Source organism: Natrinema pellirubrum DSM 15624 (genome assembly GCF_000230735.2).
Taxonomy (GTDB): domain Archaea; phylum Halobacteriota; class Halobacteria; order Halobacteriales; family Natrialbaceae; genus Natrinema; species Natrinema pellirubrum.
The window spans coordinates 3,199,600-3,212,821 of record NC_019962.1; the positions used below are offsets into that span (position 1 = coordinate 3,199,600).

General features: G+C 64.8%; 9 protein-coding genes and 3 pseudogenes. 2 read left to right on the plus strand and 10 right to left on the minus strand.

Going from position 1 to position 13,222, the window contains the following annotated elements:
• Positions 1 to 44: 44 nt before the first annotated feature.
• The 5 genes and pseudogenes from NATPE_RS15455 to sppA all read right to left on the minus strand — a co-directional run bounded on the left by NATPE_RS15455 (position 45) and on the right by sppA (position 4,519).
• Positions 45 to 908 (minus strand): hypothetical protein, encoded by an 864-nt coding sequence (locus NATPE_RS15455; RefSeq protein ID WP_006182519.1) that lies wholly within the window; start codon positions 906 to 908, stop codon positions 45 to 47.
• Positions 909 to 1,106: 198 nt separating this feature from the next.
• Positions 1,107 to 1,220, minus strand: a pseudogene (locus NATPE_RS21520) (diphthine--ammonia ligase); the annotation flags it as partial.
• A 132-nt stretch (positions 1,221 to 1,352) separates the two neighbouring features.
• Positions 1,353 to 2,078, minus strand: coding sequence for a diphthine--ammonia ligase (locus tag NATPE_RS15460; RefSeq protein WP_006182521.1), 726 nt, complete (start codon positions 2,076 to 2,078; stop codon positions 1,353 to 1,355).
• A 47-nt stretch (positions 2,079 to 2,125) separates the two neighbouring features.
• Positions 2,126 to 3,421 (minus strand): DUF373 family protein, encoded by a 1,296-nt coding sequence (locus NATPE_RS15465; RefSeq protein ID WP_006182522.1) that lies wholly within the window; start codon positions 3,419 to 3,421, stop codon positions 2,126 to 2,128.
• Positions 3,422 to 3,526: 105 nt separating this feature from the next.
• A complete protein-coding gene (gene sppA / locus NATPE_RS15470; RefSeq protein WP_006182523.1) occupies positions 3,527 to 4,519 on the minus strand; it encodes a signal peptide peptidase SppA in 993 nt (330 codons plus the stop codon).
• Positions 4,520 to 4,785: 266 nt separating this feature from the next.
• On the opposite strand from sppA, the gene NATPE_RS22385 reads away from it, so the two are divergent.
• Positions 4,786 to 5,397 (plus strand): hypothetical protein, encoded by a 612-nt coding sequence (locus tag NATPE_RS22385; protein ID WP_152422614.1) that lies wholly within the window; start codon positions 4,786 to 4,788, stop codon positions 5,395 to 5,397.
• A gap of 505 nt (positions 5,398 to 5,902) precedes the next feature.
• Here NATPE_RS22385 and NATPE_RS15480 read toward each other — a convergent pair.
• Positions 5,903 to 6,493, minus strand: a pseudogene (locus NATPE_RS15480) (carboxylate--amine ligase); the annotation flags it as partial.
• 78 nt (positions 6,494 to 6,571) lie between these two features.
• Here NATPE_RS15480 and NATPE_RS15485 point away from each other — a divergent pair.
• Positions 6,572 to 7,387 (plus strand): IS5-like element ISNpe14 family transposase, encoded by an 816-nt coding sequence (locus tag NATPE_RS15485; protein WP_015298633.1) that lies wholly within the window; start codon positions 6,572 to 6,574, stop codon positions 7,385 to 7,387.
• A 224-nt stretch (positions 7,388 to 7,611) separates the two neighbouring features.
• Here NATPE_RS15485 and NATPE_RS15490 read toward each other — a convergent pair.
• From NATPE_RS15490 to NATPE_RS15505, 4 genes and pseudogenes are all read right to left on the minus strand, one after another.
• A pseudogene (locus NATPE_RS15490) lies at positions 7,612 to 8,403 on the minus strand (carboxylate--amine ligase); the annotation flags it as partial.
• 454 nt (positions 8,404 to 8,857) lie between these two features.
• Positions 8,858 to 9,739, minus strand: coding sequence for a coiled-coil protein (locus NATPE_RS15495; RefSeq protein WP_006182528.1), 882 nt, complete (start codon positions 9,737 to 9,739; stop codon positions 8,858 to 8,860).
• Positions 9,740 to 10,052: 313 nt separating this feature from the next.
• Positions 10,053 to 11,969 (minus strand): glycoside hydrolase family 2 protein, encoded by a 1,917-nt coding sequence (locus tag NATPE_RS15500; RefSeq protein ID WP_006182530.1) that lies wholly within the window; start codon positions 11,967 to 11,969, stop codon positions 10,053 to 10,055.
• A gap of 123 nt (positions 11,970 to 12,092) precedes the next feature.
• Positions 12,093 to 13,175 carry a tubulin/FtsZ family protein gene (locus NATPE_RS15505; RefSeq protein WP_006182531.1) on the minus strand — a complete coding sequence of 361 codons (1,083 nt, stop codon included), beginning with the start codon at positions 13,173 to 13,175 and terminating at the stop codon, positions 12,093 to 12,095.
• Between the last annotated feature and the right edge of the window lie 47 nt (positions 13,176 to 13,222).

Here is a 13,222-nt window from a genome sequence, read left to right on the forward strand (position 1 = left end):
GACCGGCACGGGGCCGCAGTGGCCGCCGACGCGGCGCGATCGGACTAGAACTCTTCGGTCGGGACGGTGAATTCGGCGGTCACGAGACGGCCGTCCTGCGAGACGTCCCCCAGCGTCGCCTCCTCCGAGAGGTCGCTCTCGACGTCGGATTCGGCCTGCTCGAGATCGACGCCGTCCTCGCTCGCGTACAACAGGAGGTATGTCCCGTTCGTCTCAGCGCCGTCGATCTCCGCGGTGATCGCGGTCGTGACGACGGTATCGTCGGCGGCGTCTTCGGTCGCCGACTCGGTCTGTCCGCTGACGTAGACGTAGTGGTCCGTGTCCACTTCGCTCTGTACCTGATCGAAGTCGTCGTTCACGTCGACGAACCGGTCGACGTCGCCGCTGGCGGTATCGATCAGGTGTTCGATCTCCTCGCGGGCGTCGACGTCTGAGAACCCGTTTCCGGACGTCTTGACGAGGACGTCCCCGTCGGTTCCGATCACCGCGTTCTCCTCCTCGTCGTCCGTGTAGAGGTCGAAGTCACCGTGGCTGCCCTCCGCGGCGAACCCCATCCCGTCGACGACCTCCTCCCCGTCGAAGGAACCGGTCAGTATCTCCGACCGGCCGACGTTGAGGACGTACTCGATGTCGTCGGCGACGAGTTCGCCGCTGTAGTTGTTCGTGGCCTCTTCGCGCAGGTCGCCTTTGTTCTCCACCTCGTCCGTCTCGAGGATCGCCTCCACGTTCATCAGGAAGGCCGTCACCGAGTCCGAATCCAGCCCGTCGGGATCGTAGACCCACTCGGTGTAGTCGAAGCCGAAGTAACTCCCGACGACCGGAATCTCGCTACAGCCGGCAAGCGCCGTCAGTAGTCCGGTCCCCGCAACGCCTGCCCCAGTTCGAATAACGTCACGTCTCGATTGCATCCGCTCGGTCTGTAATCAGGTATTATATAAAATCGTTGTGACCGATACGACCATCGAAATAAAATTCGAATCGTCGCCCAGTTGTACTATCTGTGGGCGTTCACGACCATGAATCTCGAGAGACAGAGCAATCGACGGTCGGCTCGAACCGATCTCTTGCTGCCCCCTCGAGCCGGTCCGCATCGATCGCGAACCACGTCACTCGAGTCGGGCGTCGGTGATCCGCAAGCGCCCCCGCGTCCCTTCCCACTCCCGCTCGTACTCGAGGTCGATCCGTCGATCCATATGTGGCCCATCCACGACGAAGGTCTCAGAACCACTTTTTTCCTCTCGGGTCAGCCAACGGCTGACCACTCGAGCAAAAAATCTGGACCAAAAAAGCCCGCTCGCTCACTGACCCGCGGCGCTACGCGCCGCATTTCCGTTCGCTCGCGGTACACTGCCCTATGTTACCGTCGCGTCCGTGATCCGCAACCGGCCGCGTGTCCCCTCCCACTCGCGCTCGTACTCGAGGTCGATTCGCCGATCCATATGTGGCCCATCCACGACAAAGGTCTCGAACTCGCCGCCCTCACCCAAAATGTGGACGCCGTACTCCTCGTGTAGCGCCTCGAGTTCGGCGATCGCTTCCCGGTCGAGCGTGCGCCCGAGCCACGACTCGTCCAAGCCGTGGGCCGCGACCTGGATGATCGCGATCTCGAAGCCGGCCTCGAGCATCGCGTCGGCGAGGTCGCGGGGATCCTCCTGCCAGAGCGGGGCGAACAGCTCACAGCCGAGGCGGTCGCACATGCCCTGAATGCGGCTCGTTTGGTACTCGCTCTCGACGGCACCGGCGGTGACGCCCGCGATCCCGCCCGGCAGGTCGGCGTCGAGTTCCTCGAGGGCGGCCTCGAGGGGCTCGAGTTCGGCGTCGCCTTGCACCCCGGAGTCGGCGGCCGTGTCGGCCGCGAAGTCGTCGGGCTCGACGTCGATCAGTTCGATGCCGATGCTCTTGGCCGCCAGCGTCGCCAGTTCCGTCGCGGGGACGTGATACATATACGAGTCGCCCGCGGGGTGGACGGTCACGAGCCGGTCGACGGGCAGTCCCGCCTCGAGGGCCCGGTACAGCGCCCACGAGGAGTCCTTCCCGCCCGAGAAGAGGCTTACCCACGTCCCGTCTGCGTCGCTCATGGTCGGTCGTCGGCCGGCGCGGGTAAATGGATACCGAGTCGAAACGGTCAGCGGTCGCGATCGGCGGGCGAGTCGGCGCCGGTGGCCGCACCGCCGTCGGTGAGTTCGGGATCGCTCCGATCCGGGACCGCGCCGGAATCGGGGGTTGGGGCCGCGGACTCGCCGTCGGCCGTCGCGCCGTCCTGTGGACCCGCATCGGAGCCGCCGTCGCTCCGTTCGTCCTCGCCGCTCGAGCCACTGAGCGAAGCCGCGATCTGTGCGCCGACGAGGCTAATGACGATCGCGGTGACGACGTAGAGCGCGAGGCGTTCGCCGGCCCCCATCACGAACCGCTCGTTCGAGAAGATGAGGAACTCGTTGGCCGGGACGACAAACGACTCCATCTGGCCCTGTTGCTCGAGGAAGTACGCGGAGAACCCGCGGACGACCAGCCCCACCGCGACGACGATAAAGGGGAGGTTGAGAAAGGAGGTGCGGATGGGGTCGTCGCCGATCGCCTCGTCGAGCAGGCGGCCGGCGCTGGCAGTCAGGGCGGCCATCGCCAGCCACGGGACGCTGTCGAACGCGAACCGGGTCGCCGGGATCACGACGCCGGACGTATCCTCGAGCCCCGAGACGCCGAGCGCGCCGACGAACAGGCCGACGAAGGTCAGCCCGGCCGCGACGACGTAGGTGACGACCGATACCTGCCCGGAGTACAGCGACTCGCGGGTCCCGCGGGCGAGTCGGGTCAGGCGTTCGTCGATGTTGAAGCCCTTGTAGAGCAGGAAGAGACCGATGACGGTCGTGATCGCGGCCGCTCCCTCAGCCGGGCCGACGGTCGTCGCGAGCAGCGGAAAGACCAGCAGCGTCAGCCCGATCGGGACGAGGATCGTCTGGCGCAGCTCCTCGTCGGCGAGGAACTGCTTGAGCAGGTAGTACGTCGATTCGATGTCCCGTGCTTGGCGGACGACGACCCGGTCGACCGAATCGACCTGGACGCGGCTCTCGACGATCGGAATCAGCCGTTCGTCCTCCGCGCTGTCGGTCACGACGACCGCCGAGTCCGGATCGTAGTCCGCAATGAGGTCGTCGAGCTGCTCGGCGACCGCCCGGTCGGCCGACACCATCGACTCGTGGTCCCCCGAGACGACCGCGACGACGACCTCCTCGTTCTCGTCGCGCAAGTCCTGGGCGACCCGCAGCGACTCGAGCAAGGTGTTGACTCCCGAGTCCTCCGGATCCGCGAGGCCGACATCGGTCACGAGCGCGCGGACTGCCTCCCAGCCGACGACCGGCGAGCGCAGGCCGGTCTTGCGGCCCACGTCGTCGGTCCGGTCGAGACAGACGACCAGCGTTGTCACGGTAGCCGATGCATTCTGTGCAACGATAAAACCACTTACTCGTTCGATCGCTCCCGTGGCGGTCTCGACCGGGGGACGGGGACTCGAGCGGGCGACCCCGCGCAGTTAGCTCCGGAGTCGGAACCCGCGGCCGTCGCCGAGGCCGGCGATGCCGGCCCCGAAGGCGTAGGCGACCTTCTGGGCGCCCGCGCCGACGCGGGCCATCAGCGGACGCTCGGGTTCGAATTCCTCGACGACGACCTCGTCGGTCTCGAGCCGGTCGGCCAGTTCGGCCTCGATCTCGCGGCGGGTACCGAGGTGGTCGACCAACTCCAGCTCGTGGGCCTGCTCCCCGAGGTAGATCCGGGCCTCCGTGTCGCGGATGAACTCCGGCTCTAAGTCGCGGCCGTCGCTGACCCGTTCGACGAAGGTGTCGTAGTAGTCGTCGATGATCCCCTGCAGGTACTCGCGTTCGTCCTCGTCCATCTCTTTGAGCGCCGTGCCGGCGTCTTTGTACTCGCCGGCGGCAAAGCGCTCGTAGGAGAGGCCGACCTTCTCGGCTAAGTCGCTGGCGTTGACCCGGGAGCCGATGACGCCGATCGAGCCGACGATCGACCCCTCGCGGGCCCAGAGTTCGTCGCAGCCGCTGGCGATCCAGTAGCCGCCGCTGGCACAGACGTCGGTCGCGTAGGCGACGGTCGGCCCGTCGAATCGCTCGGCGGCCAGGCGAATGTCGTCACTGGGGACGACCTCACCGCCGGGCGTGTTTAGCTTCAACAGGAGCGCGTCGACGTTGTCGTCCTCGTCGGCACGATCGATCTGGTCGACGACGTCGTCGGCCGGCGTCGCACCCGGGCTCGTCGGCAGGGGCCCACCGCCGCCGTCGCGGCTGATCGGTCCTTCGACGGCGACCTCGGCGACGTCATAGCTCGGGTACAGCGACCCGGCGATGTTGCTCGTGAATCGCAGCCCCACGAGGACGGCGGCGATCGCGACCAACACGCCGAACAGATCCGTCAGCGTCTGCGGATAGACGACGAACAGCGCGACCGCGACCGCAGCGGACGCGAGCCCGCCGAGAGCGACCGTCAGGAGTCGCTCGGTCTCGTTACTAACCATCGGTGACACCTCGAGTCATATTGATAGCTGCGTGTGCGCTCCGTTAAGCGTTGGTGGTCCAAACTGAAGTTCAGTCAGTAACTATAGTAAGGACCGGTACCGTCCAATTCCCATATATTTGGGTCAGGAAAGTAGTTTATAATAGCTACGATAAGTTAACAGAATAGAAAGTAGTACTCAACAGATTACTTTCCATCCATGGTATTTCAGGTCGCAATATGAGAAAAAGAAGAACGGTATTGCGCACGTGTGCATCGGGACTCACTTTGGGCATCGCCGCAGTCGGAAGCGGCGCAGCTCAATCAAACGACGAATGCGATGAGTGTAGTGTTGAAGTGGTCTCGGAAACAGAACAACAGAAGATAGTGGACGTAAGTATTGATGAAACATACAGATACCGAATTGACAAGAAGAGTACTTCGGTTCATCTCATAGAAGCGAACCCTCGTACCAATGTTGGTACTCAACAAGTCGACACTGATCTCGAAATCCTCCAAGAAACCGACCCTTGGGGGGATACTCTCGGTGAATACTCGTTTCCTAATGTCACAAAATACGAAGTCGGGGTTGCAGCAGTAGCAGGGGAAGATATTGGACAGGCAGCTGGGGGTGCAATTGGGGGTGTAATCTGTGCGGCTCTCCCCGGTGCGGGGTGGGGTGCAGCAGGGGTCTGTGGGGCCATTGGGAGCGTTATCATAGACTTCGATACGGCCGGGGACGAATTCACCGTGGGCCTTTGGGACGAAGCCAGCGACGGTCCAGTTGGTACCCCCCAAATTCGTATTGGTACTGCAGCAGGTCATGAATATTCGCATGAAGATCTCGAGGAAGCAGAGAGCGTTCCAGGATATCTCGCACTCGCCGACCCTAGTCCATAAGTCAGGGCTGAAACTAGATGACTAATCACACATCACAGACAAGAACTACGTTCACCATGATTTTATCCGGGGTGGTGGCAACGGGGCTATATACGATCGCTACGGGGCAGGTAGTCGAAGTCGTGACGCCACTGCCTTACTTACTCGTCGCGGCCGCGCTCGGAACCCTCGGCGCTCTTATCGAGTATACACGGGAGAGTACGATCCTGAAAGCGACATGGGCAGTCGTAGCCGGCGGGACGATAGGGACACTCATTTCCGATGAAACATGGTCCGAACTCCTTTTTGCGTTCTTCTTCGGCGGTTTGCTCGTCATGACTGTGCTATACGTACTCGGAACACGGCGCTCGAACTCGCCTCCGAGTACGACTGACACCTGATCTCCCGCTTTGCGATCTATTTTGGTACTGTGAACACGAGTCAGTTACGAATTCCGTAATTCCGATTGTGCTGTGTTGCTGGTCTTGGACGGTTACATCGACGTTTCGCGCTGGCAACGTGTCGGTCACCGCGTCCCGTCGTCCGCATCGCCGGACTGCAGTCCGGTCGGGCCGCCGTCGGTCTGGGCCGGTCCCGTCGACTCCGTCGCCGGGCGATCGATCGTCGGCGTCGCGCCGGTCGGCTCCGTCCCGTCGTCCCCCGTCTCGGCCGCCGCCTCGTCCGTCCCCGATCGGCTCCCGAGCCACGTCCGAACGAGGTTGACGCCGTCCTGCACGAACGGCACCGGGTCGTCGGCGACGGCGTAATCGAACCGTGGGTGAGCGATGAGCGACGTCGCAACCTCGCGGACGGCGGACCCGAGCGACGGTCGCTCGACCAGCGGATACTCCTCGGTGGCGACGCTGTGTACGTAGCTGAGTTCGCCCCGCAGCAGATGGCCGCCCACGCCGACCTCGTAGGTCGGCTCCGACGTGATCGGCTCGCCGGTCGCCAACTGCCAGTAGTAGGCGGGAAAGTCCGCGCCCGCCCGGACCGAGAACGGCAACGAGGACCAGAATCGCGGGTTGATCTCCATCAGCTTGAACTCGCCGTCGGACGGATCCCGCAGGAACTCCACCATCGCGAGCCCGTGCCACTCGAGTTGCTCTGTTGCAGCGTCGAATAGCACCAGTTTCAGCCTTGTTCTCGGCTGATTTCCGTGAGGCTTGTGGGGAATTGGACGCCGTCTTGCGATATGAGGTCGAAACGGCCGATCATACGGCAGTGTAAGAATCTTGCCAAACAGCACGTGGATAACCCTGACGAACCCGCTGCGCCGGACGGCGCCAGCGGGTTCGCCGAGTGGACTCAGATCGCGTTTATCCTCTTGCATGCGGAACTCGACAAAGATTTCCGAGAGACTGAAGCATGGTTCAATGACTCCAGAGCCATCCGTGAAGAGCTTAACATCGACAAATCGCCGGATCACACCACGCTCTGTCGATGGGAGCAACAGGTCGACATGCGTGAACTCCGCAGCCTGCTCCGCCGCAGTGCGGAGCAGGCTGGCTGGTCGGGAACAGCAGCAATCGACGCCAGTGGCTTCCAGCGAGATCAAACCAGCTATCATTACCGGAATCGTGCTGGCTTCTCGTTTCACAAGCTGAAGACAACGATTTTGGTCGATACAGAGTCACTGGCGATCAAAGACGTTCATTTCACGACGAAGCGCAAGTGGGACGGACACATCGGCTTGCAGGTCTATCGGCGCAACGCCGAAGACCTGCAAGAGTTCCTTGCAGATGCGAACTATTCGTGGTCAGATCTCAGAGAGGAGTGTCGCGCTGGCGCGACACGACCGCTAATCAAACACAGGGAGCACAATGCGCTGAAGAAAGCGCATAACGCTCGGATGGACGAAGATCTGTACCATCAGCGGACACTGAGTGAGACTGCGTTCTCACTGCTGAAGGATGACGGTGAGAAGTTACGCTCTCGGAGCTGGCACGGCCAGTTCCGAGAGCTCACGCGCAAGTGTATCGTGCATAACCTATCGCAGGCGGCGAGTTAGGGCTCGCCGCCTGCTCTCTTTCTCTGGACGTATCCGCCAGAGACATCGCCGTCATCCACGTACGGGTTCTCACAAAGTGACCTAATTCTGATGGTTGCAGAATCAACGAACTGTACTCCTCCCACATCATCCAGATCTCAAAACCATCAGTACAGGAGTTCTAACGCCACCTGCCTGAATGTCAAAGTTTCAATACTGCCGCCGTCTTGCGTTCAACAGAGCAACTCGAGTTCGTCGAGCAGCGCCCGCCCCGCGTCCTCGAGTTCCGGGATGAAGACCGATTCCCGGTAGGCGCTGGGTCCGCCACAGTACTTCCAGCCCCGTCGCTGGCAGTGCTGGAAGGTCGCGACCGGGTCCCCGTGATCGTACAGCGCGAAGAAGCCGTACTCCGGCGAGTCCGGGATCCGTTCTTGGACCAGCGGCACGTGGCCTCGCGTGTCGATCTCGGCCTGCCGGTCCGGTTCCGTTCCCGGAGGCTGGTACTCGGTCGAGCCGATCGTCGCGTGTGCCGCGCTCGAGCCGAGATAGGCCGGTGCCGCGACGGTGTAGCGCGGTTTGACGATCGTCTCGCGATCCCAGTCGTCCCACTCGTCGAGAAGGGCGGTCTCGGGGGCCGCGACGCCGGCCGCGTCGGCGGCGGCGAAGAGTTCGACCCGGTCCTGGACACGGCGAAGGGTCTCGAACGACGGCCACGGGGTCGCGACGTCCGTCGCGAACTCGTCCCTGCGGTTCGCGAGGACGTAGACGTCTTCCTCGCGGACCGGGACGATCGTCTCGATATCGGTCCGTTCGGCGAGCGAGCGGAGGGCGTCGCCGTACGCGGCGAGATCGGTCTCGGGGTCGGGCAGCCCCACGAACTCGTCGCGATAGGCCGACGTCGCCGCCGGCGTCGATCGCGACTCGGAGCCGACGACGGTTCGAACGCCGCGCGGTCGAAGCGAGCGGCAACAGGCGACCGTACTCGGGGCGGCGATTCCCGGCACGAGAACGCTCGCGTCCTCCCTGTGACGTTGCATGAGCAGCGACTGAGGACGGCCGGTTCCATTGTTATAGATCGGGTACAGCGGCGGGACGACGACACCACCGGCCCGGCTTCCGACCGGTGGCTGTAGGCGCGGGCTACCCACGGCCGGCACCGAGACGCCAGTACGACCGGCTGCCACGAGTCGAACCCGTCGATTCCGGCGGCCGACAACCGATAGCAGGCGCTAGGACGGCGCTACAGGACTCGTATGTCGCTCCTATCGATCGGACACCGGACCGGCCGGTGTGGGTGCGACGAGCCGCCGGCCGACGAGGCGGGAGCTGACGGGGACGAGTCGGCCGGCTGAGACACGGTCACGGTCCCGCCGCGCTCGAGAGACGGGAGCCGATCCCGGAGCTACCGTCGGCCCGCCAGCGCCGTCGCTGGACGGACTCGAGAACCCCGAAGACTCGGGGAAGAAAAACCGCGGGGTAGACGGAATCGACTTAGAGCAGTCCCGTCTTCTGGAGCTTCATCAGGTCCTCGGTGTCGAGGGTTTCGCCTTCCTTGAACTTCTGGTAGATCTCCTCGGCCTCTTCCTTGGCCTCTTCTTTCTTCTTGTCGCGCTCGGACTTGCGCTCTTCTTCCTCTTTCTTGTCCAGTTCGCGCAGGCGCTTCTGGACGCGGACGAAGTCCTCGTGGTGGCGGTCGGCGGCCTCCTGGGCCTCGACGAACTTCTCGTGCATCTCGTCGGCCTCGTCACGGATGTCGTCGGCCTCCCGATAGGCCTCGATCATCTGGTTGTGATGTTCCTGGGCCTTGTCGGCGAGTTCCGTGACCTTCTGGTGGTGCTGGGAGGCTTCCGATCGTACTTCCTCGGCCTCCTCGACGAGTTCCTCGAGGTCCTCGTTCTGATCGAGTTTCTGCTTGCGCTCCTCGTACTCCTCGCGCTTGCTCTCGATCTTCTCGATGAGTTCCTGCTCTTCCTCGCTCGAGAGGACCTCGGTCTGCTGTTTGAACTCGAGGTCTTCGATCTCCTCTTCGAGGTCCTCGAGGTCCTTGCCCTCGTCGAGCTCCATGTCCGATTTGAGCTGTTCGACCTTGTCGAACAGTTCGTTGGCCTCGGCGTTGAGCTCGTTGCGGCTCTCCTTGTGTTCCTGGACCTGCTCGTTGAGTTCGTCGCGTTTCTCGCGGTGCTCCTGGGCTTCGTCGACCTTCTCGCGAGTCTTCGCGTTAAGGTCGTCGCGTTTGGAAGCCCGGTCAGAAGCCATCTGGTTCAGCTCGTTGCGCCGGTCTCGCAGTTGACCGGCCATCTTGATGAGCTGTCCTTTCGATTTGTTTTCTAGGTCGTCCTCTGTCAGTTCGATGTTCTTCGATTCGTCTACCATGTTAGTCAAACCTCTGTGCCATACCCGCACCGGGAAACCGACCGGCCGGCCGTCCGAGCCGATCGCCGGCGATTCGGCGATCGGTTCGGCGGTAGCCAACCAGTCGTTCGAAGCGACTGCTCACGATCTGCGAAACCTCGGTGAATAAGATTTCCTGTCATCGATCGTCGAGCGATACGCGCCCCGGTGGCGTTCTGGTGACTGGTACTATTGTCGCCTCTAATTTAAAACTACCGGTACCCCAACCCCTGAAAACGGTTCGCAGGGGCCTCGTCTCGCCCCGTTAGCCCGTGACATGGTGGGCCGAACGTAGTTATAAATAGTACCGGTTACGGACCGTTCGATCACCGACGGCGACCTCGAGATCGACCCGCTCCGCGTCGGGCGGAATCCGGGCGGTTCCGGCGGAGGCCGTCTCGAGGGGGTCGACGTCTACCGTCGTCGCGGCCGTCTCCTCGCCCGCACGCCAGCCGACGGTCGTCTCGACGGCCTCGTGGCTGTCGTTACAGAGCGTGATCCCGACGGCCCCCGGCGTCGGCGGCCCGTCAAGGACGGCCTGAATCGGCTCGTAGGACTGCGCGATCGCCTCGGCGGCCCGCTTTGGCTCGCCGTCGGCGGTGTGAGCGCCCATGCCGCCGCCCGGTGCGGGGTCGCGGAGCGTCGACGCCGCGAGGACGCCACATTCCCGCCGGCGGAGCGTCTCGGCGACCGTTTTCAGGATTTGTGCCTGCTCGCGCTGTGAGTCCTCGGCGTCGGCCCCGTCGGCGAGCAGGGACGGCTCGAGTCCCGGTATCGTCGCCGGGTCGGCCTCATCGGTTGCGAGCGATCCGGCGCCGAATCGGCCGACCACCTCACCGAGCGACGGGTACGTCTCGAGCAGCCAGTCGATATCGGCGGCCTCGAGGTATCGCCAGCCCGGGAAGAGATGCGCCGCGTCGGGGTCGGTTCCCGGGGGGCCGGCCACCGACACGACCGGCAGCTCGTCGGGGAGGTTCTCGGCGATCTCGTCCGCCGGTTCCCGGTCGACCGACGCTCGCCACGCCCGATACCGGACGGCGAGTTTCGCGAGCAAGCCCTCTCCAAGCGGCTCCGCGTACGGATCGGCCGGCCGGTCCTGAACGCCGTACATCGCGAGGCTCGGATGGCCGCCGTACGCCTCGGCCAGCGCCGTCGCCAGTTCGATCCCCCGCTCGACCGGGAGATCGGCCCCGCAGGCCGGCAGGTCCTGCCAGACCAGCAGTCCAGCCTCGTCACAGGCCTCGTAGAACGACGGGGACGGGACGTGACCGCGCGCCCGGAGCAACGTTGCGTTCGCGTCGACGGCCCGGTCGACGTCCGCGCGGGGATCGCCGCCGGGAAGCCGCGTGAACCCGCGGGCCCGCACCCGGCGGCCGTTGACCAGCAGTCCGTCGCCGTCGCGCTCGACGCGGCGCAGCCCGACCGTCCGCTCGCGGGTATCGCCCTCGAGTTTCGCCCGGACGGTGTAGCGGTCCTGCGGGCCGTACTCGCGGGGCCACCACAGCGACGGCTCCCTGATCGTGAGCGTCCGCGAGACGGTGGTCCGTTCCCCCGCCTCGGCCCGCACGGGCACCCGCTCCATGGCCGCGCCGCCGCGAAAGCCCTCGGGCCGCAGCGACAGCGTTACGGCGTCGTCGACGGCCGCCCCCGCGTCGACCTCGAGGGTCACGTCGATCGCGGCGCCCGCGCCGTCGAGAGCCGCGTTCGCGGCCGACGCGGCCCCCTCGCTCGCATCGCCCGCCGACACCGGTCCCAATCGCGGACGGGCCTCGAACGCTCGCAGGAATGTCCGGGGACGGGACTCGACCGCGACGCCCCAGCGGATCCCAGGCGTGTCGAACCGGTCGGGGACCGCGTCGGTCCCGCGGATTCCGGCGAAGGAGTCCGGCCGTTCACAGACGACCAGTAATTCGTTCTCCAGGCGGGGATCGAACTCGAGACGGGCCGGGACGAACCCCACGTCGCTCGCGCCCAGCCGCGACCCGTTCAGCCAGGCCTCGGCCGGACCGTCCGTGCCGCCGATCTCGAGCAGCGCCCGTTCGGACGCCTCGTCCCGCGGATCCGGAACCGTCGTTCGATAGGTGATCGGGCCGTCCGCGTCGGCGAACGCCGCAGGGCGGCCGGGCACCGATACCGGTCGCCACCCTTCGACGGTCGGCGGGTCGTCACCGCCGGCGTCGGTGACGACGCCGGCAGTCCACTCGTCGGTCATTACCCCCGAGAGTGAACCCGAGATAAAAATCCCTTCCGACGGTTCAGAGGGTTCGCTGTCGGTCGGTTCCGGCCCGACCCCGACCGCTCGGGGATCGCGCCGGAAACCGTACAGGGATCCGTCTCAGAACAGGTTCTCGAGGCGGTCGTCGGCGAACTCTTCGGCGTGGTCTGTCGATTCTTCCTCCTGAGCCTCCTTGGCCTCGCGGGCCCGTTCCATGAACGCCTGGACCCGGTCGGAGCGCTCGGCACCGCCGAGCAACACCAGCGCACCCAGCCGATCGCTGTCCAGCGGGAAGTCCCCGCCCCGGACCTGCATGCTGCCGGTTTCGTCCTCGAGCCAGCGCCGGGCGCGCTCGACGCCCTTGCGCGGGATGGCGTCGGGCTGGCCGGCGATGACCAACAGCGCGGAGTCGGCCGTGGTCGCGTCGGGCAGGCTCGTCCCCGTCAACAGCGCCTGCCGCGAGACGGTCATCGCGGTGTTGATGTTCTCGGCGCTGTCGTCGCTTGCCACCTCGGTCGCGTAGCCAAGCGCCGCGACCCCGCCCGCTCGGAGGGTGTTGATGACCTCGCTCGAGTCGACAACGCTCTCGCCGACGCCCTCGACGGCTTCCCCGGAGGCAAAGAGCAGGCCGACCCGTTTCGCGATCCGGTCGTTGATCGTCTCGAAGGCACCTTCGACGCTCTCGCCCTGTTCGTGCCAGGCGTCGTTGTCGATCAACAGCGTCGAGTCGGCCTCCCGCAGCAGCGTCTTCAGCGAACGGCCGGCGTTTGCCTGATACAGCGCCCCCTCGTTGCGCCCGGGCAACACGCCCAGCGCGTAGACGGGGACGTCGTAGACCTGCTGAAGGTTGTGGACCAACACGGGCGCGCCGCCGCTGCCGGTGCCGCCGCCCAGTCCGGCGACGACGACGATCGCTTCGGCGCTCGAGGTTACTCGGCCGTCGAGCGCGCCGAGTACTTGCTGGATGTCGGCCTGCATCACTTCCGTGCCGAGTTCGTTGTCGCCGCCGACGCCGTGGCCGTTGACGCGGTCGGCACCGATCAGCTTCGTATCGACAACGTCGAGGGACTGGAGGTCGGGCCTCGCGGAGTTGACGGCCAGGGCTCCCTGGACGGCTCCGAAGTCCATGTTCGCGTCGAACCTCGCGAGCCGTTCGGTGATCTTCCCACCGGCCTGACCGACCCCGATCAGGGCTACTTTCATACCACTTGCATATGGGAGGGGGCTGTTTAACGTTCCGGTGATCTGAG